This window comes from Arenibacter nanhaiticus, from assembly GCF_900141935.1.
GTDB classification, from domain to species: Bacteria; Bacteroidota; Bacteroidia; order Flavobacteriales; family Flavobacteriaceae; genus Arenibacter; species Arenibacter nanhaiticus.
Window position 1 is genome coordinate 1 of record NZ_FQYX01000030.1, and the last position, 26,709, is coordinate 26,709.

Annotated in this window: 25 protein-coding genes; 20 read left to right on the top strand and 5 right to left on the bottom strand. The window is 37.4% G+C overall.

Translation table 11 applies throughout. From position 1 onward, the window contains the following. On the top strand, positions 1-298 hold a 298-nt coding region (locus BUA16_RS14870), incomplete at its 5' end, for a transposase (protein ID WP_143150528.1). Positions 299-616: 318 nt separating this feature from the next. On the opposite strand, the gene BUA16_RS14875 is transcribed toward BUA16_RS14870, so the two are convergent. Both BUA16_RS14875 and BUA16_RS18705 read right to left on the bottom strand, forming a co-directional pair. Further along, positions 617-856 (bottom strand): hypothetical protein, encoded by a 240-nt coding sequence (locus BUA16_RS14875; protein ID WP_072765542.1) that lies wholly within the window; start codon positions 854-856, stop codon positions 617-619. 278 nt (positions 857-1,134) lie between these two features. After that, complete coding sequence (locus BUA16_RS18705; RefSeq protein ID WP_178338894.1) at positions 1,135-1,275, bottom strand: hypothetical protein; 141 nt, start codon at positions 1,273-1,275, stop codon at positions 1,135-1,137. Positions 1,276-1,984: 709 nt separating this feature from the next. On the opposite strand from BUA16_RS18705, the gene BUA16_RS14880 reads away from it, so the two are divergent. From BUA16_RS14880 to BUA16_RS14940, 14 genes are all read left to right on the top strand, one after another. Then, positions 1,985-2,998: a helix-turn-helix transcriptional regulator gene (locus BUA16_RS14880; protein WP_072765543.1), complete on the top strand. Its 1,014-nt coding sequence runs from the start codon at positions 1,985-1,987 to the stop codon at positions 2,996-2,998. Between the two features lie 64 nt (positions 2,999-3,062). Beyond that, complete coding sequence (locus BUA16_RS14885) at positions 3,063-3,437, top strand: hypothetical protein (RefSeq protein WP_072765544.1); 375 nt, start codon at positions 3,063-3,065, stop codon at positions 3,435-3,437. A gap of 5 nt (positions 3,438-3,442) precedes the next feature. After that, on the top strand, positions 3,443-4,966 hold the full coding sequence (locus BUA16_RS14890; protein WP_072765545.1) for a type I restriction-modification system subunit M: 1,524 nt from the start codon (positions 3,443-3,445) through the stop codon (positions 4,964-4,966). Positions 4,967-4,970: 4 nt separating this feature from the next. After that, positions 4,971-6,140 (top strand): restriction endonuclease subunit S, encoded by a 1,170-nt coding sequence (locus tag BUA16_RS14895; RefSeq protein WP_072765546.1) that lies wholly within the window; start codon positions 4,971-4,973, stop codon positions 6,138-6,140. A 488-nt stretch (positions 6,141-6,628) separates the two neighbouring features. Then, on the top strand, positions 6,629-8,188 hold the full coding sequence (locus tag BUA16_RS14900; protein ID WP_072765547.1) for a reverse transcriptase domain-containing protein: 1,560 nt from the start codon (positions 6,629-6,631) through the stop codon (positions 8,186-8,188). 258 nt (positions 8,189-8,446) lie between these two features. Beyond that, positions 8,447-11,944 carry a DEAD/DEAH box helicase family protein gene (locus tag BUA16_RS14905; protein WP_072765548.1) on the top strand — a complete coding sequence of 1,166 codons (3,498 nt, stop codon included), beginning with the start codon at positions 8,447-8,449 and terminating at the stop codon, positions 11,942-11,944. Between the two features lie 293 nt (positions 11,945-12,237). Beyond that, positions 12,238-12,927, top strand: coding sequence for a hypothetical protein (locus BUA16_RS14910; protein WP_072765549.1), 690 nt, complete (start codon positions 12,238-12,240; stop codon positions 12,925-12,927). Positions 12,928-12,948: 21 nt separating this feature from the next. Further along, positions 12,949-13,677, top strand: coding sequence for a hypothetical protein (locus BUA16_RS14915; RefSeq protein WP_072765550.1), 729 nt, complete (start codon positions 12,949-12,951; stop codon positions 13,675-13,677). Positions 13,678-13,752: 75 nt separating this feature from the next. After that, positions 13,753-14,385: a hypothetical protein gene (locus tag BUA16_RS14920; RefSeq protein ID WP_072765551.1), complete on the top strand. Its 633-nt coding sequence runs from the start codon at positions 13,753-13,755 to the stop codon at positions 14,383-14,385. Positions 14,386-14,575: 190 nt separating this feature from the next. Then, positions 14,576-15,046, top strand: a complete 471-nt coding sequence (locus tag BUA16_RS14925) for a DUF4468 domain-containing protein (protein ID WP_084668518.1) — start codon at positions 14,576-14,578, stop codon at positions 15,044-15,046. 471 nt (positions 15,047-15,517) lie between these two features. Next, positions 15,518-16,018: a hypothetical protein gene (locus BUA16_RS14930; protein WP_072765553.1), complete on the top strand. Its 501-nt coding sequence runs from the start codon at positions 15,518-15,520 to the stop codon at positions 16,016-16,018. A gap of 2 nt (positions 16,019-16,020) precedes the next feature. Beyond that, complete coding sequence (locus BUA16_RS14935) at positions 16,021-16,263, top strand: hypothetical protein (protein ID WP_072765554.1); 243 nt, start codon at positions 16,021-16,023, stop codon at positions 16,261-16,263. 156 nt (positions 16,264-16,419) lie between these two features. Beyond that, positions 16,420-16,542 carry a hypothetical protein gene (locus BUA16_RS19095; protein ID WP_262482965.1) on the top strand — a complete coding sequence of 41 codons (123 nt, stop codon included), beginning with the start codon at positions 16,420-16,422 and terminating at the stop codon, positions 16,540-16,542. A 362-nt stretch (positions 16,543-16,904) separates the two neighbouring features. After that, the gene (locus tag BUA16_RS14940; RefSeq protein ID WP_072765555.1) at positions 16,905-18,296 is read left to right on the top strand and encodes a restriction endonuclease; all 1,392 of its coding nucleotides are present in this window, start codon (positions 16,905-16,907) and stop codon (positions 18,294-18,296) included. 84 nt (positions 18,297-18,380) lie between these two features. On the opposite strand, the gene BUA16_RS14945 is transcribed toward BUA16_RS14940, so the two are convergent. Next, complete coding sequence (locus BUA16_RS14945; RefSeq protein WP_072765556.1) at positions 18,381-19,340, bottom strand: hypothetical protein; 960 nt, start codon at positions 19,338-19,340, stop codon at positions 18,381-18,383. Positions 19,341-19,407: 67 nt separating this feature from the next. Next, a complete protein-coding gene (locus BUA16_RS14950) occupies positions 19,408-19,884 on the bottom strand; it encodes a hypothetical protein (protein ID WP_072765557.1) in 477 nt (158 codons plus the stop codon). Positions 19,885-20,841: 957 nt separating this feature from the next. Between BUA16_RS14950 and BUA16_RS14955 the strand changes: the two genes are divergently transcribed. The 5 genes from BUA16_RS14955 (at position 20,842) to BUA16_RS14980 (ending at position 24,885) form a co-directional block, all read left to right on the top strand. After that, a complete protein-coding gene (locus tag BUA16_RS14955) occupies positions 20,842-22,128 on the top strand; it encodes an AAA family ATPase (RefSeq protein WP_072765558.1) in 1,287 nt (428 codons plus the stop codon). Beyond that, complete coding sequence (locus BUA16_RS14960; RefSeq protein ID WP_072765559.1) at positions 22,121-22,840, top strand: RloB family protein; 720 nt, start codon at positions 22,121-22,123, stop codon at positions 22,838-22,840. Before BUA16_RS14955 ends, BUA16_RS14960 begins: the two co-directional genes overlap by 8 nt. Positions 22,841-23,218: 378 nt before the next feature. Continuing rightward, entirely contained in the window at positions 23,219-23,794 is a 576-nt protein-coding gene (locus BUA16_RS14965; RefSeq protein WP_072765560.1) for a recombinase family protein, read from the top strand. A gap of 297 nt (positions 23,795-24,091) precedes the next feature. Further along, positions 24,092-24,574, top strand: a complete 483-nt coding sequence (locus BUA16_RS14975) for a nucleotidyltransferase substrate binding protein (RefSeq protein ID WP_072765562.1) — start codon at positions 24,092-24,094, stop codon at positions 24,572-24,574. After that, positions 24,574-24,885, top strand: a complete 312-nt coding sequence (locus tag BUA16_RS14980; protein ID WP_072765563.1) for a nucleotidyltransferase domain-containing protein — start codon at positions 24,574-24,576, stop codon at positions 24,883-24,885. Before BUA16_RS14975 ends, BUA16_RS14980 begins: the two co-directional genes overlap by 1 nt. A gap of 332 nt (positions 24,886-25,217) precedes the next feature. Here BUA16_RS14980 and BUA16_RS14985 read toward each other — a convergent pair whose 3' ends face one another. After that, on the bottom strand, positions 25,218-26,390 hold the full coding sequence (locus tag BUA16_RS14985; RefSeq protein ID WP_072765564.1) for a helix-turn-helix domain-containing protein: 1,173 nt from the start codon (positions 26,388-26,390) through the stop codon (positions 25,218-25,220). Between the last annotated feature and the right edge of the window lie 319 nt (positions 26,391-26,709).

Sequence of the window (26,709 nt, forward strand, 5' to 3'; positions counted from 1 at the left end):
CAAATACTCCTATGCCATAAAGAGCTGGAGGGACAACTGGGAAGAGCTCACGGTATTCTTTGAGTTCCCGATAGAGATCAGGAAAATAATCTATACTACGAACCTTATCGAGAACCTGAACGGGAAAATTAGAAAGTATACCAAGAACAAACTTTCCTTCCCTACGGATGATGCGGTGATGAAATCCGTATATTTGGCTGTGAGGGAAGCGACCAAAAAGTGGTCCATGCCAGTAAGGAACTGGGGAATCATCCTAAATCAGTTCCTGACGATCTATGAAAAAAGGGTCAGACTTTAGATAAAAGTCCAACCCCTGTTATTTTAAACTTACACAGTTTACGGGATAGTGTCATTTGAATTGTTAGTCTCATCCTTTACTTTACTTCTGTGCGTTAATTCCTTTATTGATTAATTCTTTCACAACACCAAACATCATTGCTGAAAAGTTCTCTTTGAATTCCTTGTTATCAGAATAAAGCTTGTATAGGTCAAAGTTGGTAGTGATGTGTTTAAGCAGTTCTTCACCAACAATTTTATCGTTGGTAATTTGTAATATCTAAGACTTCATGTTTTGGCCGTACCGACCACACGAAGTTCTTAGTTATTGTATGCTGGCTTATTTCCATATTTCGTTAAAAGCGTTCATTACTTTTTCTTTCAACTTACTTGGAATGTCTTTGCCTTGGTCAAAGTCTAGTTTCACTTCTCCTTTTTGATTATGAGTTTGCATTGTAAAGTAACCACTTGTATCAAATTCTCCATCATATTCAGTGTGAATTTGGTCAATCGCTTTATTAAACTTGTCAAGTTTATCCGAATAGTCTTTTCCGTATAAAAACTCGCTTATGCTATCCATTTAACCGTTTTATAAATTAAAATACTTATTAAAATCAGAAATATAATTCCGGAAGTTATGCCCTTGTCTTTCCTTGAACAAAACCGAACCCTTACAAATTCAACGGTTAGTAAGAAATAGCACATTTTGCTCCGATAACATTGCTACAAATCGAACCGATAATTTTCATCCTTCCCCAAAAACAACTCTTTGCTTTTTTGACCTTTCTCACGAGGGCTTAGGGGTTTACTTGGTCTTTTTAAATGACATGTTTTCTTTACAAGAAAGATGACTGTTTTTTAATCACCACGTTTGTGTTTATGGGTTTTTAAACCTGGATGTTTCGGTTTAGTTTCTGGTGTTACACGTCTTCTTTTATCATTAGTTCCATCCTCTTTTTTAGGTTTTGGACCTGGTTTAATCGCTTGAATCGTATTCATGTTTTTATATTAAAAGATTTTATTTAGTATTTTCTTTTGAACATATTATTTTTCAAGTCATAAATGGTTATGAATTCTTCGTTTTTACCAAAACACAACAAATTTCATTAATGTCTTCTCCTACAAATATATAAAGATAACTATGTATTATGTCTTTTAAAATCCGATAGTTACAAACATTATTTGTTGATAAACGCGGTTTTTTATTACAAGAAAAATCATTAGGCCTATTTATAAGTTATTTGTTTAATAGGATCACTATAAGTGCTGATTGGTAGTATCTTATTCTTATGAAGCACCTTGAGGGATCTTAAATGTTTGTAGTATTATAGATGTATATTTTACCTTCTGTATTTATAATTATAGTTTAGATTTCATCTTTATTTCTATTTAAAGACCTTATTTGACCTTTCTCACACCTCTAGGCCCTATGCTTAACAAATTCAGCGTTAAGCTATGGAATGGCACAATTTACTCCTTTAACATTGCCAAAAAACGAACCGATATTTTTCATTTCCCCTATAAATACTTTTTTGCTTTTTTGACCTTTCTCACCAAACCATGCTAGGCACACAGCCCCTTACCTTACAGAAGTAAATTCCGACACATAAAGCAGGACAAACAACAAAAAAAACCTACTTTAGTAAGTTAAAAAATATAGGGGTTCCCGAACCCCATAAAAAAACTTGTTCCCTAAAAACAACCCTCAGTGGCCAAAAACAAACACCAACACATCCGTTACAACACCTTGGACAAATGCTTTTCCAATTTCTTTATCGCCTATTCCTTTGAGGACCTGCTCCATGAGGTCAATAAAGCCATCGCCGAGTTCGATCCTACCTCCGGGGGCATCAACCAACGGCAATTGCGCAAGGACATCGCCTGGTTTAAACATGCCGATGGGTATAATGCCCCGTTAAAGGCCTATAGGGGCCCCAACGGCTATTACTACCGATATGAAGATAAGGGCTTTTCCATTAACAAAAGTCCGTTGAGCGAAACCGAAATGGTACAGTTGAACAATGCCCTTTCCATTTTAAAACGCTTCGAGGGCAGTCCCGAATTCGAATGGATCAATGAAACCACCACCATCCTAAACGATAAACTGGGACTTCAGGACCCCGACCAGAAGGTATTGGTATTAGAGGCCAATGTAGATTATACCGGCTATGAGCATATGGCGCCCATTTTTAATGCCATCATTCACAAAAAAGTGCTACGCATTAGCTACAGCCCCTTTGATGAGCAGAAACCCATCAACACCTTTAATTTCCACCCTTACCTCTTAAAACAGTACAACAACCGTTGGTTTGCCTTTGGCAAGAATGAAGCCGCCGACCACATGCAGTGGAATGTACCCCTGGACCGTATTGCGGCCCTGGAGATCCAAAAAGAAGTGCCCTACTCCAAGGACACTACCGATTGGAAAGCTTTTTTTAAAGATTTTGTAGGGGTCACCAAGGAAGAAGGACCCGTAGAAAAGATAAAGCTGCGCTTTAAGCAGCACCGCCTACAGTACTTCACCACCAAGCCTATACATACCGAATGGGACGAGGTCACCGAGGACGGCACCACCTATATAACCCTGGACGTGCTCATCAATAAAGAGCTGATTCAGCAATTGCTGTCCTATGGCCAAGACGTAGCCGTTATAGAACCCGCATCCTTAAAACAACAAATGAAAAAACACGCAGAAGCCATGGCCGACTATTACAAAAACTAAGAGTGCACTAACAGTGCACCCTTCGCTTTTACTTTTATAGCGTAATTATAAAACGGATAAAGAAATGCGACTAGTGCCCATTGCAGACGAGGTGAATTTTACCCCTGAGGAAGTACTCGATTTTTTGGTAGATACCATTAAATTGCCCATGAATGAAAACGATACCCTGGCCCTAATAAAAATCAGTGGGCTTAGCTTTTTTGATCTGTATAGGCTAGCTTTGGCGGTGAATGAACAGTTCTCTTTTTTAAAGGCCAGTTTCCCTAAAGACACGCTGACCATAGACTTTGCCCTGATTTTTATGGGGACTATTTTAATGCTGGAGGAAGAAGACTGGGAATTTAATGAAAACGATCGGGCCATTGCCAAAGCACTAAAGACAAAATTGGGCATGGCAAAAGCCATTGGCACCTATAAGAACGATTTAGAAACACAATAGATAATATGATTACCGGAGAATTAAAATCACAAATAGACCAGATCTGGAATACCTTCTGGACAGGTGGTATCAGCAATACCATTACCATTGTAGAGCAGCTTACCTACCTTATTTTTATCAAGGATTTGGACGAGACCGAAACCCGTAACGAGCGCAAGGCCCAACGTGGTTTCGCCCATACCCCCATTTTTGGGGAAGACCAGCAGGATTTTAGGTGGAAAAACCTAAAGGAAATGGACGTAAACGCCCGCCACAATATTTTTAGCAATACCGTAGACGGAGTTTTTCCCTTCATACGCTCCCTGGGGAGCGAAAAAAGCTTGTTCAGCACCTATATGAAAGGGGCCACCTTTGGGATTTCCAAACCGGCGGTATTGGACCAGGTGATGGAAAAACTGGAGCGCATCGATATGAGCAACCAGGATACCAAGGGAGATATCTATGAGTATTTGCTGTCCAAACTCGAAGGCGGTGGCACCGCGGGGCAGTTCAGGACCCCGCGCCATATCATCAAGCTGATGGTAGAGCTGATGCAACCTAGCTTGGAAGATACTATTTGCGACCCTTCTGTGGGGACGGCCGGTTTCTTGGTCGCCGCCAAGGAGTATATCGACAAACACAATGGGGTGACCGAACTGGACAAACACAGCGGTCACATTAACAAAACCATGTTCAACGGGACCGAGTTTGATGCTACCATGTTGCGTATTGCTTCTATGAACCTGTACCTGCACGGAGTGGAAGAACCCAATATCATGGATGTAGATGCCGTGAGCAAGGACAATACCGTTTCGGATGCCTATTCCTTGGTATTGGCCAACCCGCCATTTAAAGGGACCATTGACAAGGACAGTATTGCCCCCGGACTAAAGAATGTGACCGATACCTCTAAAACAGAGCTGTTGTTTTTGGCCCTGATGCTGCGCCAGCTAAAGACCGGTGGCCGTGCTGCGGTCATTGTACCGGACGGGGTGTTGTTCGGTAGCGGCAAGGCCCATAAGAGCATCCGCCAGGAGATCGTGGCCAATAACAAGCTGGAGGCGGTGATCTCCATGCCCTCGGGGGTGTTCAAGCCTTATGCCGGGGTAAGTACCGCCATTATTATTTTTACCAAAACAGGTTCCGGAGGAACGGATAAGGTGTGGTTCTACGATATGTTGGCCGATGGAAAAAGTTTGGACGACAAGAGAAACCTGTTGGTAGACCAAGAGCTTTTTGAGGCCTTTAGTTTTGGCGAAGGTGCCGATGCCCTTACCGAAGCGGAGCAGAAAGCCTTGCACGACAATTTCAACCTTCCCGATATTATAAAACGCTACCCTAACCGTGCCCAGGACCAAGGTGCCCGTACCGAGCAAAGCTTTTTGGTGCCGTTTGAGGAAATTAAGGAAAACGACTGGGACCTGAGCATTAACCGCTATAAGGAAATAGTATACGAGGAAGTGGAATACGATGCACCCAATATTATAGTTGAAAGAATTAATAAACTTTCTGAAGAAAGAATGAATTTATTGTCTCAAATCAAAAATTAAAGCAATGAATTTATTTGTGCCAATAACTGAAGTGTGTGATTTCCAGGGAGGAACGCAACCCCCAAAGAGTGAATGGAGATCTAAACCATTAGATGGATACATAAGAATGTTACAGATTAGGGATTTTACTCAACCTGAAAAAAATAATGTGGAATACATTCAACATAAAAAAAACACTAAAACGTGCAATAAAGAAGATGTTTTAATAGGCAGATACGGAGCCTCGATTGGAAAAATATGTACAGGATTAGAAGGGGCATATAATGTTGCCCTCGTCAAGACAATACCAAATTTAGATAAACTAAATAGGAAATTTTTAATGCACATTTTGAAAAGTGATAATTTTCAACATTTTGTTTTGAATATTGGTTCAAGGGCAGCCCAAGCAGGGTTTAATAAAGATGATTTAACAAATTTCAAAATCCCCCTCCCCCCCCTTGCCACCCAACAAAAGATCGCTCAAATTTTGGATGATGCGGCGGCCCTGCGCGATAAAACCGCCCAACTCCTCAAAGAATACGACGCCCTGGCACAAAGTATCTTCTTGGAGATGTTTGGGGATCCGGTGACCAATCCGAAAGAATGGGTTGTGAAGAAGCTTGACAAATTAACCAATTTAATTACAGATGGTAAACACGGGAATTGTAGCGATGAAGAAAATTCTGGCTACTTTTTTATAAGTGCCAAGGATGTTAGAAATAATAAAATTAATTACACTAATACAAGACAGATTCCCAAAATTGAATTCGAAGAAGTGGATAGAAGAACTAATTTGCAAGCGGGCGATTTAGTAATGATTAATACAGGAGCTACAATTGGTAGAATGGCTATAGCTCAAGATATTCCTGAAACAAGAATGACAACATTCCAAAAAAGTGTTGCTGTAATAAAGACGAAAAAGGAGATCTTAATGCCTCTTTTTCTACAATACGTTTTTGAATTAAGATTGGAAAGTTTTGTAAACAAAGGCTCTGGCTCTGCTATTAAGAATCTACTTCTTTCTGAAATGAGAAGATTTAAAATTATTGTACCCCCAATCGAACTCCAAAACCAATTCGCCGAAAAAATAGCCTTGATAGAACAGCAAAAGGTATTGGCCAAACAGGAATTGAAAGAAAGCGAGGATCTCTTTAATTGTCTGTTGCAAAAGGCTTTTAAGGGGGAAATACAATAAACAGTTAGCAATGATCAATGAGTGAACTTCCCTGATTTTCGTTGACCGGTTTTAGAAATTGAGTTCATTCAGTGGCGCCCTTCTTGTTCCTTGTTAAAAAAAGGGACAGGACAAGTATTAATCGGATAAAAAATAAATTTAATATAAAGAATACTAAAATAGGGTCAAGATGGCCGAGAAGAACGTTTAGCACGATTACTATCATTTGGGACATACGCCAGATGAGATGCTTATACCAAAGTCTAAAGATGACACATTTATTTGTGCAACTAAGGACACTATGGCAAGCAGCAAGCTTGTTATATGGTTAAGTAAGATGTTGTTCATTATTTGAGCTGTTATGTTTATGACAGTTAATACAAAGATAGCAATATTTATACCTGAAAAGAGTAGCGACATCGTAACCAGAAGTGGTAAAAATGTCGATAGAGCACTGTTCAATCATAAGCCTGCTACTGACGAATCTTGGCCCTTATTTTAAAACTTATATGGAAGATCATCCTTGGATTAAACTGAAAAAATATCCTCATATAGGTTTCCCTTTAGAACCTAAGGATATTTCGTATTTGGAGAACTATATAACAAACCCTGATGTAATTGCAAAACATAGTTTTCTTCCTTTTTTACACCGTACCATTTTTCAAAGAAAATTTAGAGCAAACACAGAGGGTGTACTCAATAAAAGCAAAAAACGAACGCGTGTTAAAGCAATAAGACCAAAAGCAAGAGAAATATATTTTGCTAGTCATTTCGATGCTCAGATTTATTCCTATTACAGTTATTTGCTTTCAGAAAAATATACACAGTTACTCAAAACTAAAAGTTTCGATAAATCTATAGTAGCCTATCGAAAACTTGGAATTGAAGGCAAGAACAAGTGCAATATAGATTTTGCTTTAGAAGCCTTTAAGTTTATAAAGAGAAATCAAGACAAAGAGCTTACTGTTATAGTCGCAGATGTCACCAATTTTTTTGATAGTTTAGATCACAAAATTCTTAAACAAAAATGGGCATCAGTTTGGGATGGTTCAATAACGTTACCTAAAGATCATTACAGAGTGTACAAGTCTCTAATCAATATGAGATATGTAAATGAGGACTTACTATTTAGAAATTATAAGGACAGGATATGGGTTAAAACATTCATAGAGAACGATCCAAAACAATCCCAAAAGCGACAAAAAAGTATTAAGCACAAACGATATTTAAAAGATAATAACGCCATTGCCTATTGCGATAAAACTGATTTTTTCAAAAACAGTTTAAACTTAATTACAAAATCCACAAGGACAGAAGGAATTCCGCAAGGAACTGCGCTTAGTGCAACATTAGCCAATATCTATATGATAGATTTTGACCAAGAAGTTCAAGATTTTATAGATAGTGATAATATAAAAGGATTTTATCAGAGGTATAGTGACGATTTAATTATAATCATCCCGAGGGAATTTCAAGAAGAAGCCATAAAACGGCTACGTTCATTGGTATACAATAAAGTAAAACTAGAAATACAATCTAAAAAAACAAAAGTCTACCAGTTTCAGGAAGTCAACGGTACATTTAAAGGTTTTGAAGTTGATGAATTAACAGGAGAAAAAACTAACAAAACCTTGGAATACTTAGGTTTTGAATATAATGGACAAAGAGCAATTTTAAAAACGTCTGGCTATTCAAAATTTTATAGAGCAATGAAACGATCCTTCAAACGATCGACATCCCTAGCCATTAACGCCAAAAGCACTGATGATAAAATCCATAAAAGCGCGTTATATAAAAGGTTTACTTATAAAGGAGCAAAACGACGAAAGTTATATACATCAGATCCTCAGAATCCTAATAAGTTCAAAGAAAGATTTCGCTATGATTGGGGTAACTATCTAAGCTATGTAAGCAAGGCCAATGATGCTTTCAGGCAATTCAATCAAGGAGATCAAATCAAAAGACAGTCCAGAAACGCTTGGTCAAATTTTCATGTTTTAATGGTTAAATCTCTTAATAAAATTGAATTAAAAAAGAAGTTATTTTCTTCGTTCAAGAAGATAAGCTAAAATAAACTTTAGGATCTATCGATCATGACAAAGACAAAATGGGTACAATTCTTTGTTTTAAAGACTAGTGTTTTATCCTGAGTAGGCGACGATGGGGCAAGTACAACTCTTGTTATCTGGGAGCAGCATCTTTAAAAACGGTTCCTTCTCTGCGTTGCTATGGTCATGGGACTACAGCCTACGGCCATAATAGTAGGAAATAATCTACTTATACTTTTAAAATTACTGTATATTTAACCATTCATTTAACCTTCTAGTATGAGCACTAACTTTCAGTTTATTAAGGCGGAGTGGCCTATTTTTTTCGATAGGGCCCAAAAAGCGGAACAATTGGTCATTACCGATCCAAGGGCCTCTCTTTTTTATGCCCGTATGGCGCTGGAAGTGGCCGTGAACTGGATGTATACCAATGATGAAGAATTAGAATTGCCCTACGATACCGGCTTGCACAACCTTTTGTTACAGCAGGAGTTCAAGCAGCAGTTTAAGAACGCTGCCCTATATGACGACCTGCACCTTATTAAAAGAAGAGGGAATTTAGCGGCACATAATAGGACGGTTACCGATGTAGATGCCCATATTACCATTGAACAGCTCTATTATTTTGCCAAATGGTTTGGAAGAACCTATTCTCAAGAAGCCCTAACAATCCCTGGGATCTTTGATTTTGAAGTAATTCCCAAAAAAGGGGACAATGCCCTTTCGAAAAAGAAAATACAAGATTTAGAAAATAAACTGAATACGGACTTGTCCAAATTTCAGGAGGAGCTACAAAGGAAAGAGAAGGAAAGATTGGCCTTGGCGGCCGAAAACGAACTGCAGAGAAAACAGCTGGAAATCCAGCAGGCCCAAATTGAGGCCAATAAGATTGTCGCCAATACCCAGGACCAGGTACAGCACCCCAGGAATGAGGCGGAGACCCGAAAACAGTTTATAGATCTGGCCCTGCGCGAGGCCGGGTGGGATTTAACAGGGGTAAACGTCAAGGAGTTTAAGGTGCAGCATATGCCCGTGTCTACCAATCCCTCGGGCATTGGTTATGTGGACTATGTGCTGTGGGACGATGACGGACTGCCCTTGGCCCTGGTAGAGGCCAAAAGGTCTATGGAAAACGCTACCAAGGGCGAGAACCAGGCCCAGTTGTATGCCGATAGCTTGGAAAAAATGTACGGGCGGCGTCCGGTGATGTACTACACCAATGGCTTTGAGACCTTCCTTTGGGACGATCGCTTCTATAAGCAGGCAAGGCCGGTACACGGCTTTTATACCAAGGCCGAGTTACAGACTGTGATGTTCCGCCGTCAGCACAGAAAGGATATCCGTACCGCCCCCATAGATACCGATATTGCGGGGCGTACCTACCAGATGCGGGCCATAAAAAGTATAGCCGAACATTTTTCGGGCACCGATAAACAAACCGGGAACTTAATAGGCACCCATAGGGGCGCCTTATTGGTTTTGGCCACGGGGACCGGAAAAACCAGGACCAGTATCGCCCTGGCAAAAATGATGCTGGAATGCAATTGGGTAAAAAGGGTGCTGTTTTTGGCAGACCGCAAAAGTTTGGTGAGCCAGGCGAAATCTAATTTCGTAAAATTCTTGCCGGAGCACTCCAGTGTAAACCTGATCAAGGAAAAGGACAATCCCGATGCCCGTTTTGCCTTTTCCACCTATCAGACCATGATGGGCCTTATCGATAATTCTAGGGACGAGGAACACCGTTTTTATGGGGTAGGCCATTTTGATTTGATCATCATTGACGAGGCCCACCGTTCCATCTATAAAAAATACCAGGCCATTTTCGATTATTTCGATGCCCTTTACCTTGGGCTAACGGCTACCCCAAAACATAGTATCGATAAAAATACCTATGCCATTTTTGGCCTGGCCGATAAATCGCCCACGGACGCCTATACCTTTGAGGAAGCTGTATTCAACGGCCATTTATCGCCCTACCGTTCTTTGGAAGTACCTACCAAATTCATGAGGGACGGCATCAAGTACGATGAACTGAGCGAAGAGGAAAAAGAAGCCTTTGAGGAGGAGATCCTCGACGGGGAGGAAGCTTCGGGAAATGAATGGATTGAATCCGCCGAACTAAACCAATGGTTGTTCAATAAGGACACCGCCATCAAGACCCTCCGCTTTGTCCTGGAACACGGCATAAAAAAACGCGGTGGGGATGAATTGGGAAAAACCATCGTTTTTGCCCGCAATAAAAAACACGCCCAGTTCCTAAAGGATATGTTCTTGGAACTGGACAAAGAACAGTTTGGCAACGATTATGTAAAGGTAATAACCCATGGGGAACCCAAGGCCGAGGAAATGATCAATAGGTTCTGTGACGAGGAAAAAGAGCGCTTGCCACAGATTGCCATTTCCGTGGATATGATGGATACCGGAATAGATGCCCCTAGCTGCGTAAACCTCGTATTTTACAAACCCGTTAAATCCTACGCCAAATTCTGGCAGATGATAGGCCGTGGTTCTCGTTTGCGCCCCAATTTATTTGGGGAAGGAAAGGACAAGGAGCGTTTTTTGATCTTTGATCTCTGTCAGAATTTCGAGTTCTTTAAGGAGAATCCCGAAGGGATGGAAACCAGTGCCCAAAAAGGGCTCACAGAGCTTGTTTTTGGACTAAAATTGCAACTGGCGGAATACCTGAAATCCGAGCAGTTCACGGAAGATACCGATTTGCAGGACTACCGCACCGCTTTGTTGAACGATTTGCACGAAACCATAGCAACCATGGATACCGATCGTTTTGATGTAAAAATGCAGCTGAAAACGGTTTTGGACTATGGCAATGGGAACAGGGAACTATGGAACCATCTTACCAAAAAGGACGTCAAGACCATCACCGAGGTATTGGCCCCTTTGGTAAAACCGCCCAAGGGCGATAACGATTTGGCGCGCTTTTACGACAAGTTGTTGTACTCCCTAATGGTCAAAAGGCTGGAAACCCCCAATACCCCCGAATTCATTTCCAAACTGAACGTCCCGATAACCAAGGTAGCGACCACTTCCAATAAGCTGTTGAAAAAAACCACTGTTCCCGAGGTAAAAACACAAGAAGCCTTGATAAAACTGCCCTTGGATGAAAAATTCTGGGAGAAGGACGGGATCCGACATTTGGAGAAAATACGGGCCGGCATCCGGGAATTGGTAAAATATATAGATCCGGTAGATCAGAAATATGTCACCACCGATTATACCGATAATTTGCAGCAAGACCAGGTAGTAATAACAGACTATGTTCGGGAGAATCCAGAAACCTACCAGACTCCCTTTGCATCTACCCTGCACCGCTTGGAGAAATTGATCCGCGAGAATAATAACAACCTGACCATCTCCAGGATCCATAAGGGAGAAACTATCACAGAGGAAGAACTAAAGCTCTTGGAAGGGATCCTATTTTCTGACGGGATCCAAAAAGAACAGGTAGAAAAGGAACTGGGCGAACGTTTGAATTTGGTACAGTTTATAGTCTCCCTTATAGGCCTCTCCGCCGAAACGGTGGACAGGGCATTTGCGAATTTTATCAACGAACACCAGTTAAGTGCGGTACAGATCCAGTTTTTGGATACCATCAAGTTGTTCCTGACCAAGAACGGAAGAATAGACCCTACCAAATTATACGATTCCCCCTTTAAAAACTACCATAGCATGGGCATAGACGGCGTATTTAACGCCGAACAGGCCGATACCATCTTTAGCATCATCCAAGACTTCAACAAAACCGAAGTAGGCGCTTAGGTACCACCACTTTTATTGGAACAATAGTAAAAAACCCCACTATGCAGCTAAACTGCATAGTGGGGTTTCATATTTGCAGTGTTCATCTATAATACTGTTCCTATGAAACCATTTTTAAACCCCCGGTCTTTCCATCGTGGAAACGTGCCAAAACCCATCAGGGGCTACCCACAAGCCCATTCAACATCAATTTCTATCCCTTAAAAAGAGGGAAATCGGTACCATTCCCATCCTTTTCTAGGGAACATAAAATATTAAAAAACATTATTAACACTATCAGAATCAGACACCAAATGAAAAAACTATTGCTAGCCATCATTTCTTTAACCGCTACCACAGCTATTGCCCAAAAACAACTCGATGAACTAAGCTTCGAGGACAGCCAGAACGCTTCGGTATTCCAACAGATTAAAAACAACACCAAGATCCTTAAATATACCGCCGCGGACGGCTCCGTACTGGCCGTGGGCGATACTTTGGTGATAGGCTATCCATCGGGCAGCACCACGTCCACTACCGCCGTCGGCGGCGGCTATAGAGTGGGCGCTGCCAAGGCCAGGTCCAAGACCAAAAGCAGTTTCCAGACCATCATCATGGGGAAACCGGCAGGATTTGGCAATGTTATGGCCGCTATGGGCGGGGAGGAACCCAACACTGCGGGGGCCGAAATGCAGGGGGAAATAGTGGTGATCTCCGAAATGTCCGTATTTCATAAAGGCAGCAGGAAGAAACCCTTGAAACTGACCGTTCTTTTGGGAGATCCCAACGGCAGGGCCTTTGGGATCAACAAATACATGTCCGTAACGGACTATGAAAAATCCGTCCTGAGCGGCGAAATAAAGAGCATCAATGCTCCCATGACCCGGGAAGAAGCCATTGCCAAACTAAAGGAATCCAAGGATTTGTTGGACCTGGGCATTATGGCAGAGGACGAATACCAAGCCTTAAAAGAAGAGCTCACCCCTATCATCAAATCAGAATAAGCGCTATAAAAAGACAAAAAAATGAAAAGAATATTGGTATTGATGGTATTGGCCCTGGTAAGCACTACTGCCTTGGCGCAAGATAACTATCGTGACATCGTGTACTTAAAAAACGGCAGTGTGGTCCGTGGGATCATTATAGAGCAGTATCCGAACGTTTCCATAAAAATAGAAACAGCGGACCAGAGCATCTTTGTATTCCGCATGGAAGAGATCGAAAAGCTCGGCAAGGAATTACACCGTCAAAAAGACAGGCGCTTAGGCCCGGCCACGGGGCTGGGATCCGGGCATATCAGAACGGTGGACATAGGCTACCAGAAAAGAATAGGGGATTATGGTATGGACCGTTGGAAATTGAATATCGTAAACAGCTATGCCTTTAACCCTATTGTATCCTTAGGGATAGGCACAGGGCTACGGTATTATAAAGAGTCGGAGGCCGCCCTGATCCCTCTTTTTGCCAATGCCAGAATAAACTTTTTGGATGCCCCTTCCACCCCTTTTATCGCCTTTGATATCGGCTACAGTTTTGATGCCACCTATAGGCTAGAAGGCGTGGGAATGCTACTGAGTCCCACCATAGGGGCCCGTTTTGGCACCTCGCAGGGAACCACTTTCACTATAGGAGTGGGGTATGAGATGCAGAAAATGGATTTTTTCTACCTCTATGATAATGGGGGGTACTACGACCTAGTGACCACCTCCGAAAATTCGGGGGCCGTAAGCATCAGTATAGGGTTATTCTTCTAAATGCGGATATTCTTGCGTCCTTTTAAAAAATAAATAAAGATAAAAACAACCGGATAAAAATTAGAAAAAATGAATATGAGAAAAAGAAAAACCACAGGGATATTGGCCAAGCGAGTTATGGTATTATTTTTTGGCGTTACCGTTACAACAATGGGCCTAACATCTTGTGAATCCCATAAAGCCCCTACCCAGCAAGACATAGTAAGGAAAAACATAGAAGAGCATATAAAACCAAAAATGAATGATCCTGAAAGCTATGAATTTGCGGAGCTCATATTGGCAGACTCAGTACTCTACAAGGACAATATAGAGTATCGCAAGGAATATTTTGAAAGGAACCTGGGGTACGACCAGGAAAATCTTGAACGGCAAGAAAAATATAAAAAGGAGATCCCTAGTATATTTAATCCCGAAGAAGTCGAAGAGCTCAATTCCAAAATAGAAACAAACAAGAAAATACTATCAGAAATCGACAGGTTAGAATCCGAACTGGGAGAATCGGTACATGAGGTAGCCTCATACACCTACATTTTTAGGTTCCGGGCGGTAAATGGATTAGGGGCCAAGATGTTAAATGAATATTTAGTACAAACCAATCCAGCACCGGATCTGGGAATCATAAATATTGCAGAGGACAGGAATGAACTACTACTAAACCCGAATGATTTTCCCGGTTATAAAGCGATGATCCTCGCTACCGATAAATAATGGTTAAAGGCATGCCTATTGAAAAGGGAAACCAGCAATGGGATTGAAATAGAACTGTTGTATAAGGCCCTAGCATGGGAATTAATAGAACCCATGCTAGAGCAATACAAAGACCTAAGAAATAGTATTAATTAAGAATAAGCTTGATAATTCAAGCGCTAAAAGAACAAAAAAATTTAAACCATTTAAAATGAAAAAATATGTAATTCTACTAAGCATTTTACTTTCTTCATGTTACACCTATGAGAGAGTTCCTATAACGATGGAACCTATAGATAGGACCATTATGGTAGAAGGAACAAAAAGCGATTTATTCGTAAAGGCAAATAACTGGATGGTTGAAATTTTCACTAGCCCAAAATCCGTCATTCAATTTTCGGACAAAGAGGCTGGCGTCGTTACGGGCCGTTATCTTTTTAAGGATTTTGGATCCACGGTAGTAATGGGCGAAGTGGTCGATTTCGGACAGATTTATGCTATCATCAAATTAAATGTCAAGGATGGGGCCTCAAAAATCACGATAGACGCAGAAAATTTCATCGAATTACACAGCAAAACAAATGAGAGCTACCGATATACCAAAGAAAAGGCAGTTCAAGAGATACAAGTTCTAATGGATAACTACGAACAATATCTAAAAACTACTGATATTTCTTTTTAAAAAGAAATTATAAAAACGGAGAGCTATATCAAATGTCAGAATAGAGGATTACTATCAAAAATATTATAAATAGCTGTAAAACAGTGTAGTAATATATTATATATATGGGTCATATTTAATACATATAAGATATTATATATACCTATTCCTGGCACAAATCGAACCGAGATATGGAAGAACAATTATTTGCTTTTTTGACCTTTCTCACGGGTGCTTAGGGTTAAACTCTCCTATAAAAATATCAAAAATCGTAATAGTCTTTATAACGATAATGGTATTTGTGCAATATATTTTTAATTGAAAGTAGCGTCTGACAGTCTAGGAATTACTCATAAACAATCAAGGGGTTGTTTATGAGTAATTCGGTGTTTTTTGTACGCATAAACACCTTAGATTTGTAGTATATAAGTGCCTTTTTTGATATATTACTTATATTAACAAGTTACCACACATTTTTAAACAACCAATCGAATGACAAAAAATATTACAAACGGATTTTTAATTTTATTAATTGCTTTAACTTTAAACTCTTGTGGTTCAGCAAAAGTTTACGTAAAACCAAATACCAATTTCAATCGAGATATGTCTTTAACAGTTAGAGGTACAGATAACGATGCCGCTGGGTTAATTGGCGAATTACAATTTGCATTGACATCAAATGGTTTTAATGTAGTGTCTGAAAGTGTAGCTCGTAATGGAATTAACTTATCTCAAAAAGGCGAAATTGAAAATAGTAATTTTGATATTAAATCTCAATTGTATAAAAGTATTGAGCTAAAATCAGTTTATGTATTGATACCAAGGTACAATTGGCATATTTATGCTTTTTCATACCGAATAACTAATTTTCAAGCTGAATTAGTTGATTTATTCTCAGGAGAGGTAGTAATGAATATAAGCTTTCAAGGAGATAGGACGCCAACTGGTGTAACAAACAGAGTTATAGAAGAGTTAAACAAACAACTAAAATAGTTATGGAAAAGGATTTTTTCAAAAGACCAGAATTTCAAAATAGATTAGATAAAGCGAATGAAAAAATATCCTCTTATTTAACTGAAAAAGGATATATATTAAAAGATTTGAAAGCAGAAGAACTTATTCAATGGCACGATATAACACCAGAAGAAAGAAATGTTTATCCAAATGAAAAGTGTCCTACCGAAATAAAAAATATTGTTGCGGAAATTATTCAAGACGAATTCAATATCGGGGAATAAAACGTATGATAACGGTGGTGCTACGCAGCGTATTTTTGTGTTGCACCTGCGCCAAAGCTATGATGTAAGGGACTATCTCATAAAGTGTGTAAATAGAAAAATAACGGGGGCCGGCCCCCGTTATTTTTTTTGTTTAATTTTAATTTTTTGCACTTTATGAAAAAAGAAGATTTATTTGACGATGATTTCCTAAAACAGTTCAAGACCGCGAAACAGTTTTCCTCTTGGCCCAGGCTCGCCACCGAACAACAAGGTATCAGAGGGAAAGCTACTCACTAACCGCCTGCCAAAGGGAAGCAACCTACTGAAAATCGTCCTGCGGCAAGCAGCGAATGCCATAGGCAACCTAAAGGATACCCACCTCTCCTATTTTTCCGAAGGGTCGCCTATAGAAAGGGTAGACATTCCGCGGTCAGTGCCACGGAACGGAAATTAGCGGTAATTATTTGGAATATGGTTACCAAAAAAATAAAGTATCAACCACCTAGACAATATTTGTTCCTTGATCAAAAAAGAAAACTTGGACTGGTGAACCGAATTAAAAAACAAATAGATAAATTTGAATTAAAACCTGAAGATCTAGGATTTACAAATACCTTAGATATCAGCAACTTAATTTGACGTTAGTTGGAATTTTAATCATGGATATATTTAACAAAACTAAAATAAATGAATTATCTTCTTTAATAAACGAGAAAGAAGATGAAATAATTAACTTAAAAAAGGCTGTTGCTGAACTTCAAAAGGAACTCAATATAGAAGAAAAAAAAGTTCTTTCGTTATTGAAAAAGAAAGATGACTTATCTAAAGAATATCAAATCATACAGAGTATTAATTTAGAATTGTCATCAGATTTGCATGCTTTAAAAAAAGATATTGAGATCAGTATTGAAAAGCAAAAGGAAGATATTGATATTTTGACAAGGTCTTATGAAGAGAAATTAATAAATCAAAACGATGATTTTAAGTTAAATCTTCACACAGCAAAACTTACAAAATGTAAAGAGTTGCCTTTGAGAATTGAGGAAGATCTTCAAAAAATTATTTCAGAAAAAGAAATAGGTTTTCCATGGCTTGCAACTGCTATTTCAGAATATTATAAAAATTTAGATAACATATATGCTAGTTATTTAGAAAGAAAGAAAAGGCCTGCATTCAAAGAAGCGGCTAAAATCAAAGAAGTAGCAAAGGAGAAAGCTCTATTCAAAAAAGAATATTTCATAATGAAATATACCATAAAATATTATGAGTCATTGTTTCCTTGGCTTTCTGAATATGTTGGAATTAACTCTGATGAATTAATTGAGGTACTACACTCTGAAAAAACATCAGAAAAAAATGAAGATCCTGTTCTAAATTATATACAAAGAGGTGAATATGCTAAATTGAACGCTACCGAAAGAAATCAAAAAGCATTAGATAGGTATTGGTCGAGCACTAAAACACCATGGCAGATAGGGCGTGATTATGAGAGATATATTGGATATTTATATGAAAAGGAAGGTTATCGAGTTCAATATTTTGGAATAGAAAAAGGGTTAGAAGATCTGGGTAGAGATTTAGTCTGTACCAAAGATAATATAACCGAAGTCATTCAATGTAAATACTGGTCAAAAAACAAAAATATACCTATTAGAGAAAATCACATTAATCAATTATTCGGCACAACTGTCAAACATTACATGGATTTTTCAGTAAATAAGCAGAATAATCTACATTATTTTTTAGAAGATTACTATAAAGGTAAAATTGTCGGAACAATGGTAACATCAACAATATTGTCTGATACCGCTATAGAATTCAGTAAAACTTTAAATATTAAAGTAAAACAGGAAATAGAACTAGATTTTGAATACCCCTGCATAAAATGCAATATAAATCCTACCACTAAAGAAAGGATTTATCATTTACCATTTGATCAACAATACGATAAAACAAAAATAGATTTTAATTCCGGTGAATTTTATGCTAAAACTGTAAGAGAAGCTGAACAAAAAGGATTTAGAAGAGCATATAGATGGATGGGCGAATAAAAACTACCGCCAACAACTAAGAAGTATTCGGCCCTGGCCTATCGGCGGGCCGAATACTTAATTTGTAATTATTACCAGCAGTTTTTAAGCTATTATTATTCCACATCGACTTTTTTCTACGTGCTTATATTCTTGCTCAAAATATTTAAATCGCTTATACCATCTTTTAATATAGTCTTTATGGAAACCTATTTTTTTTAGATGTTCAATGTCATACTCATAAGCTGACCTAGGAGGGGTGGATTTATTAATCTCACTTGTTTTATAACTAATCTTTGTTGTTGCTAATAAACCTAAATAATCGATATTGTTAAAAAACTCAATGAAATTAGTTTTAGAATACTCTGGTTTTGAATAAATAAAATATGCGTTGTCTTTGGTTAATTCATATGTTCGATAGTAAATTCTGTATTTGTCAATCAAATCAGATTCTAAGGCTACTATCGGTTCTTTATCTTTAAACATCTTGGTTATAACAGGCAGGCAACCAACACCAGATCCATAAATAATGGAATCCATTGTTGTCATGTGAAATAGAAAATCTGAGATTAATGGAAATCTTTCAGACATTGTTTTTGTATCGTATTTGGAAGATGATATATAGATTTCAGTAGTATTATATTTTGAGTCCAGATTTATGTTGTTGTGATAACGTTTTTTCTTGTAGACTATCTCAGACTCTTGATTTACTGTCACTCTGCAAATTGGTATAGGCACAATTAAGTTTCTCAGTTCTAAATCTATGATCTCTTGAGAAATTGGAACTCGTTCATTGTCGTTCTTATATTTGGGTAAAATGCAAGGTTTTATATGTCTCTCATTTGAATTATGATATGTAACCTCATGTGTTGCAAGTCCAAAGTCGGAGTAATTAAAAAGATTCTCAGTGTTTTTTTTATTTGCTTCAAAGCGTCTTATTATAAATGATTTATCTAAGAAAGAAAACTTAAGCTCAGCTTTGTCTCCTGTTGATCCAAAAGGTATTATTCGAATACAATCCTTCCCGTTTTTACTTATTGCGATACTTTTATGATCATTTTGCATGTAGCCGAAATTTAAATTGCCTTAAGTTTGATTTTTACCTCAGTTCTTTGTTGTTGTACGTAGTTTTTTAAAAGTTCATTGAAATTCCCAATCCATTTCCATCAGATATAACTTTAAATTCAGGCTTAAACTCATAAAATGAAGTTGAATTCAGCGATGAATTATACAATTCTACTGCTTGTTTTGCTTTTTTATTCGCACTTGATGAAATCGGGATTCCAATTGCAACTAATCCAGCACCAATTCCAGCTAAAGTCCAGTTTGCATCACCGCCTCCAATAGCAGTTCCAATTGGCCAGCCTATAAGTCCGCCACCAGCAAATCCAATAATTGAAGCGAGAGTATTGTTCGATTGTGCTTTTTTTATTAAATCAAATGCTTGTTGATTAGATGTCATTGTTTTGACCAAATCCTTCATAGTCATTTGATTTTCGTTTTGGGAATATTTGTATCCGCCAAATACTTTTTCTATTTCAATTTTTTGAGCATTACAGAAAGTAATTGTCACTAAAGCAAAAATTAGAGTTAAAATTGTTTTTTTCATTTTTTATAGTTGATGTTCGGTTAAATTACGTACAACTCCTTATATCAGTTTAACATATAAACTGTTTATTGGTTTATTACTTTGGATAACAGCAATAATAAGGTAAGTTTATCCATTTATAAACGGCAGTACCAATATTATTATTTAGGTAGGGGAATAACAAATAAAATTTTAAGAAAATACAACAGTTTAGTTATGTGTTGCGTGTGGTGTAGTGTGACTCCAACCTTTGGCACAAAACGAACCGAAATTTTTCTTCTTCCCTGTAAATACTTTTTGCTTTTTTGACCTTTCTTCATTTTACAACTATGTCATATACAGTATATGGCCCCTGTTGACAGCTACCCTTCGATGGGTCTAAATTGAAACCCCTAAAAACATGTTGGACTTCTGAAACCAATACAAAACCACGGCAAGTCTGCCGAAATACGACTTTTGCTCCAGTTGGGCGAACCGTCCTGTCTCTTTTTGGTTTAACATTTACCTTTAGGCACATAGCGTTCGCCCTCCCGGTTTACAAATAATAATATTTAGTATAGGAATTTTCTAATAGTACGTGAATTAATTGTGTAAAAAACACTTAGGACACTTATGTCCATACTTGGCTCAAAGGAGCTCAAAAACAGGTTAAAATGGGTAGAAAACGGCAAGAATGCAGGACGCTGTTATAGGTAATGTGATAAAATCTATTGTCTATCACTTTTTACTATATTTCTACGTCAAACTACTTTGATGTAAATTCGTATTCCTCAAATACATTTGATTATCACTTTATCGAAAATATGATTATCAAATAACTTTGACACTAATAGATACATGTCAAGTGTCTTTGTCTATCAAAAAACAAATATTATTAACGACCTCTCTGCAATTTAATCAAACTATAGTGAGAAATATTCTCACTATATTTCTATATTTGCAAAGAATGAGATATTTTCTCACTAATAATTAGAAATAATGATTATTGAATTTACAGTAGGAAACTTTTTATCCTTTAGGGAGAATAAGACTTTATCCTTAGAAGCTACAAATATTACGGAATACAAAGAATCAACATTCAAATCAGGAAAATTTAAGCTTTTGAAAAGTGCGGTTCTTTATGGCGCAAATTCAAGTGGAAAATCAAATTTCATCAAAGCAATGTCAACAATGAAAAGAATTGTAATGACATCTGTTGAAAAAACATCTGCATCCAAATTTGAAATTATTCCTTTTTTGCTGAATACTAGCACTGAAAATAAACCAACCTTTTTTGAATTAGTATTCTTAATTGATAAAACAAGATATAGATATGGTTTTGAAATAGATAATAGTTCAATCCATGGAGAGTGGTTGTTTAAATTAGAAGATGATAATGAGATTCCTTTATTTATTAGAGAGGTAAACGGAATTGGAGTAACAGATGACTTCAAGGAAGGTCATGGTCTTGAATCAAAAACTCGGGAAAATGCCTTATTCCTTTCCGTTGTTGACCAATTTAATGGAGAAATTGCAGCTAAAATAATTAGTTGGTTTAATGATTTAGGAACTATTTCTGGATTGAGTCATGATAATTACAGAGGGGTTACTTTTTCATTATTAGATAAAAAGGAATCGAAAGAAAGACTTTTGGATTTCTTTAAGGACTTAGATTTAGGATTTGAACAACTAAAATTCAGGAAAGAAAAATTTCAAGAAAGCTTTTTACCTAGTGATTTGCCCACAGAACTTTTGAATGATATTATCAATGATTTGCAAGGGAAAACTATTGCAAGGATAAATACAGTTCACAATAAATATGACGAAAAAGGTAAAAAGGTTGGGTTTAGAGATTTTGATTTACGTGAACAAGAATCATCAGGAACAAATAAAGTATTTGATATTTCAGGACCAATTTTTGATACTTTAATCCGTGGTGGAGTATTGGTTATTGATGAACTAGATGCAAAACTTCACCCATTAATGACTGCTGCAATTACTAATTTGTTTAATTCTCCTGAGTATAATACAAATAATGCACAATTAATTTTTGCAACTCATGATACGAATTTATTATCGTACGGCAGATTTAGGAGAGACCAAATTTATTTTCTGGAGAAAGATAAATTTGAAGCAAGTGATTTGTATTCATTGATTGAATATAAAGAAGAAGGCTCTGATAAAAAAATTAGAAAAGATAGGTCTTTTGAAAAAGACTACATTAATGGAAGATATGGAGCAATTCCATTTATTGGTAACTTTGAAGAACTTTTAAGTAATGGCTAATATTATTAAAATAGACAATGCCGTTCTTAAAAGACGAGCAAGAGAAGAAAAGAAACGTAAAACTGAATTTAAATCGAAACGAAAGTTTTATTTAATTGTTTGCGAAGGTGAAAAGACTGAACCAAATTACTTTGAATCTCTAAAATCTTCATTGCCTAAAGGAGTCTTAGAATTAACTAACATTGACATTGATGGCACTGGAAAAAATACTTTATCAATAGTTGACGAAGCGAAAAAACTAAGAAATAAGTATGAGGAGAAGTATTTGCGAAAAATTGATAAGGTCTGGGCTGTATTTGACAAGGATAGCTTTCCAACAGAAAACTTTAACAATGCAATAAACAAAGGAGAAAACTCAAAACCGAAAATTAATTGTGCTTGGACTAACGAAGCATTTGAACTTTGGTATCTATTGCATTTTAACTTTTATAACACGGGTATTTCACGAGTACAATATCAGAAACTGATTGAAAAAGAAGTTAATAAAGCAGCAAATCGGACTGACTTTAAATATCAGAAAAACTCAAGGGAGATGTTTGTTATTTTAAACAAATTTGGGAATCAAGAGAATGCAATAAAGAACGCAGAAAAACTTGAAAATCTTTATTTTGACCGAAGTTTCTCAAATCATAATCCTTGCACTAAGGTTCATAAATTGATTATTGAGTTGATTGAATTGACAGAAAAGTACGCTGCCCAACAACAGGTATAAGTAATGTCAGGCAAAGTGTCAAATATCAAGGCTTGTAGCCCGCTCAAACTTCTCAGCAGTCTGACAGGAATGTACCACGCAATCTGCCACTACTCATAGTGTGCCGAGACCGTCAGACTGTCTCAAAACTTAACAACTCTGTTAATAACCACTAAAAGCGCCACCAAAACCAAACTTCTTTGCTTATTTGACCTTTCTCAGGCGGGTTTGTATTCTATTTTTTATAAAGTGGTTTAAGGCGGTTTCTCTTACTTATATATTGTCCCATAAAACGTCCGTTTTAAGGGACAATGGGCCAAGGGATAAAATATGCCTGTTAACTGTCCTTTTTACCGTCTTTTTTAGTAGTTTCGTAAAATAACTTTTTATAGGACTAAAATGATTGTTGGATACGCCAGGGTTTCTACCAAGGACCAGAAATTAAAAGTACAGGTCGATTTATTAAAGGAAGCGGGTTGTGAAAGGATCTACTCCGATGTAGCGAGTGGGGTGAGACAGGACCGGTCTGGACTGAACGAAATGATCGGACAGCTTCGCAAAGGCGATACCGTGATCACCTACAAGAACGACCGTATATTCAGGTCTTTAAAGAATATGATCGATTTGATAGACCTTTTCAATGAAAAGGGAGTACATTTTAAAAGCCTTAGCGAACCGGAATTTGACACCACATCTGCCAACGGCAAGTTCTTATTGCAGATTTTTGCGGCCGTGGCCGAATTTGAACGGAACCTTATTCGGGAGAGGACCAAGACGGGACTGGATAGTGCCAGAAAGCGCAACAAACTATTGGGCAGGCCCAAGGGCGCCTCAGAGGCCACCAAGGAAAAGTACCAATTTGCCAAACACCTGTACGAGAACAAAAGCATTCCTATTCAAGAAGCCTGTAAAAAAGCAGGGATAAGCAAAAGCACTTTTTACAGGGTAGAACAGTCTTTAAAAACGCTTGGATAGCGACTTCCGGATAAAGGAGGCATGGTCATACATGCATGTTTTTATAAAGAGTAAGGTGGAACTTCATTTTAATACTAATGAAGTACTAAATTATAAACATATAAGGGCGTATTTATTTCAGGTATTCCCTATGTTTAAATATCCAAAGGAAGTATTAAGGACTACTTTGTAGGAATTCAAAAAATGACAACTACCAAAAATAAAAAGGAGCGGTTATTAGAAAAGAACTATGAGCATTGGAAGAAGATAGATCCAGTAAGGGGATAAAAACCAATCAAATGAAAATCACCATCAGCCATGAGTAAAGAAGATATCAGATGGGAGCAGCGCTTTTCCAATTATATAAAAGCATTTAATAAGTTAGACCAGGCAGTAACTAAAATCAAAGAAGATTTTGAAATTGGCAAGGATGGTAATATTAATGATGATGAATTTTTAGATGAAATCATTAAAGAAGGGTTGATACATCGTTTTGGGTACACGCATGAACTTGCGTGGAACGTAAAGAAAGATTATGCAGCATATCAAGGGAACCCAAATGTTGGAGGTTCCAGAGATGCTGTCAGGGAAGCATTTCAGTTACAATTAATTACCGAGGGAAAGACATGGATGGAAATGATAAAAAGCCGGAACAAGACCTCCCATACTTATAATGAAGAAACAGCTGACGAAATATTTAGAGATATAATTTACGTGTACCATGCAGCGTTCAAGACATTTTATAATACCATGGAAGCAAAGCGAAGTGGAGAGCAAGAAAAACTTTTTGAAGAGGAATAATGTACGGATTGGAACAAGAGGACATAGATAACATGAATTCGGTTTTTGTCAAATGTCCGGAAGTTGAAAAAGCTATACTATATGGCTCAAGGGCTAAAGGCAATTATAAGCCATACTCGGATATAGACATCACTTTAGTCGGCCCGTCTTTAACCTTATCACTGCTATTTGAAATAGAAACAGCTTTGGACGATTTACTGTTGCCTTATAAGATGGATGTTTCCATTTTCCATAAAATAGAAAATAAAGATTTGATCGATCATATTAATAGGATTGGTATTACCCTTTATGATAATAAGGCTGATTTATAAAAATCGCAAGACGAATTAGTAGGATCGCTAGCGCTGAATTTAGAGGAGTTTGCCCGTCCCGAAGCTATGGCTATAAAACAGCCATGTTCTTGCGGGTGGTATCCAGGGTTTCATGATGTTTCGACTTGTTACCACCCTAAGAACCGCACGGCAACCGCTTTCTTGTTTCCGCCCGCTCCAACAACCAAGCCCTTGTCTTTGACATTTTTGGGGATTCTTCGTAAGAGGTACGATCGGTTAATTGTAGTTTTGCGAATTAAGTAATACTTTTTTTGCTTTACCCTATAGTTTTTCTTAGAAAATCAATAACACTTATAAATTGTATAACAATTCTAACAATTTTCCTGAATTTTTAGTATGTATTCGCTAGGACTAAGGTTCTTTAAATTCTTAAAAGCCTTGCTAAACGAACTTCTATTGGCAAAGCCACACTCCTCGGCCAGGGCCTCCATGGTGTTATTTTCTAAAAAACCGTTATCGATTAAATATTTGGCATGCTCCATCCGTAAATTATTCTTATAAGTAGTAAAACTTATACCGTAATATTGGTGTATGAAATACGATAAATGATGGGCTGGCATTTCTAGTTCCCTAGCAAATTTAGTTACAGTGAAATCCTGCTTCAGGTATAATTTCCTTTGGGCAAGGAGCTCCAATTTCTCTTTTATCTCGGTTTCATCCAAGCCAAATTTTAAATCGGCACCTACATCCGTAGTTTCATCTTTAATAAGTGGTATTTTTCTTGATCGGGGATACCCATAAAGGATCATGGGGAAATATATGGGAACCACTCCAATAGCAAAGAGAATTAAATACAGTAAAACCGTAACAATAACGCTTCCGTTTTCCAAGCCAAAAAAGTGGTTAAATATACTGAAATCGATCCATTTTTCAACAGCATGCGCAATCGCCATCAAAGACATCACCATTAGCATCAGCCAAAAAAACATTAACCATTTGTTCAATGTCATCTTCAACTGATCCGTAGCGCCTTCATTTAAGAAAGCCCATAACTTAGGTAATATAACCAACAAGAAAACACATTGCCAAATATGACGGAGCAGATAATGTTGGTACAAAGTCAATAACCAATAATGGGCTTTAAACCTATTTTCAGTATCTGTAATTGCTCCCTGCAAAATGTCCTCGTAAACCTTACTCGGGGCTGCGTAAACAGCCCCCACATCTACTACCCCCAATAAAAAAGGCACAAACAAAAGCAAGTATTCTTTTTTCCATAAAAATTTATCCTCTATAAGGGCTTCGAAATAAAAATAAATCGGAACGATTATGAGATTATATAGAATAAGGGGCCATAAAAAAAACCAAGAGAATTGATTAAGGTGTCCTGCTTCTACAACATAGGTCTGCAAGGTATAAATGGAGATAATAAAGTAAAAACAGCCTAAAAATAAAGTGGCTTTGGTATTCGTAAATTTTTTAAAGAAAAACAAGGAGGTCAAAACAATACCAAAGAGGGAGGTTATTAATAAAATACTATTCAAATTACAATTATTTAAAAAAATTAAAACCCTAGTGTTATTTAAATAATAGGCAATATACTTGAGCTATTTTATGAGCAAAAGAGATATTTAGCCATACATGGAAAAAAACAACTTTGGACTTTTCAGTTCAAATAAGTCCATTAGTGCTTTACTTATTTTTTAGTGCCACAAGAGCGTTTATACATAAAGAAGTTAAAATTCCTACATTATTAGACGAAACTAAATTTTTATTCGGTTAAAAGGAATAAATCTTGATTTATATCAAGTTATTACAACAATTCAAAACGGATAATAGTATTTTACAATTAAAAATTGACAG

Bases quoted from the DNA above. Each gene is read 5' to 3' on its own strand.
- BUA16_RS14875 (WP_072765542.1), bottom strand. From the start codon at position 856: ATGGATAGCATAAGCGAGTTTTTATACGGAAAAGACTATTCGGATAAA.
- BUA16_RS18705 (WP_178338894.1), bottom strand. From the start codon at position 1,275: ATGAATACGATTCAAGCGATTAAACCAGGTCCAAAACCTAAAAAAGAG.
- BUA16_RS14885 (WP_072765544.1), top strand. From the start codon at position 3,063: ATGCGACTAGTGCCCATTGCAGACGAGGTGAATTTTACCCCTGAGGAA.
- BUA16_RS14890 (WP_072765545.1), top strand. From the start codon at position 3,443: ATGATTACCGGAGAATTAAAATCACAAATAGACCAGATCTGGAATACC.
- BUA16_RS14895 (WP_072765546.1), top strand. From the start codon at position 4,971: ATGAATTTATTTGTGCCAATAACTGAAGTGTGTGATTTCCAGGGAGGA.
- BUA16_RS14900 (WP_072765547.1), top strand. From the start codon at position 6,629: ATGGAAGATCATCCTTGGATTAAACTGAAAAAATATCCTCATATAGGT.
- BUA16_RS14905 (WP_072765548.1), top strand. From the start codon at position 8,447: ATGAGCACTAACTTTCAGTTTATTAAGGCGGAGTGGCCTATTTTTTTC.
- BUA16_RS14910 (WP_072765549.1), top strand. From the start codon at position 12,238: ATGAAAAAACTATTGCTAGCCATCATTTCTTTAACCGCTACCACAGCT.
- BUA16_RS14915 (WP_072765550.1), top strand. From the start codon at position 12,949: ATGAAAAGAATATTGGTATTGATGGTATTGGCCCTGGTAAGCACTACT.
- BUA16_RS14920 (WP_072765551.1), top strand. From the start codon at position 13,753: ATGAGAAAAAGAAAAACCACAGGGATATTGGCCAAGCGAGTTATGGTA.
- BUA16_RS14925 (WP_084668518.1), top strand. From the start codon at position 14,576: ATGAAAAAATATGTAATTCTACTAAGCATTTTACTTTCTTCATGTTAC.
- BUA16_RS14930 (WP_072765553.1), top strand. From the start codon at position 15,518: ATGACAAAAAATATTACAAACGGATTTTTAATTTTATTAATTGCTTTA.
- BUA16_RS14935 (WP_072765554.1), top strand. From the start codon at position 16,021: ATGGAAAAGGATTTTTTCAAAAGACCAGAATTTCAAAATAGATTAGAT.
- BUA16_RS19095 (WP_262482965.1), top strand. From the start codon at position 16,420: ATGAAAAAAGAAGATTTATTTGACGATGATTTCCTAAAACAGTTCAAG.
- BUA16_RS14940 (WP_072765555.1), top strand. From the start codon at position 16,905: ATGGATATATTTAACAAAACTAAAATAAATGAATTATCTTCTTTAATA.
- BUA16_RS14945 (WP_072765556.1), bottom strand. From the start codon at position 19,340: ATGCAAAATGATCATAAAAGTATCGCAATAAGTAAAAACGGGAAGGAT.
- BUA16_RS14950 (WP_072765557.1), bottom strand. From the start codon at position 19,884: ATGAAAAAAACAATTTTAACTCTAATTTTTGCTTTAGTGACAATTACT.
- BUA16_RS14955 (WP_072765558.1), top strand. From the start codon at position 20,842: ATGATTATTGAATTTACAGTAGGAAACTTTTTATCCTTTAGGGAGAAT.
- BUA16_RS14960 (WP_072765559.1), top strand. From the start codon at position 22,121: ATGGCTAATATTATTAAAATAGACAATGCCGTTCTTAAAAGACGAGCA.
- BUA16_RS14965 (WP_072765560.1), top strand. From the start codon at position 23,219: ATGATTGTTGGATACGCCAGGGTTTCTACCAAGGACCAGAAATTAAAA.
- BUA16_RS14975 (WP_072765562.1), top strand. From the start codon at position 24,092: ATGAGTAAAGAAGATATCAGATGGGAGCAGCGCTTTTCCAATTATATA.
- BUA16_RS14980 (WP_072765563.1), top strand. From the start codon at position 24,574: ATGTACGGATTGGAACAAGAGGACATAGATAACATGAATTCGGTTTTT.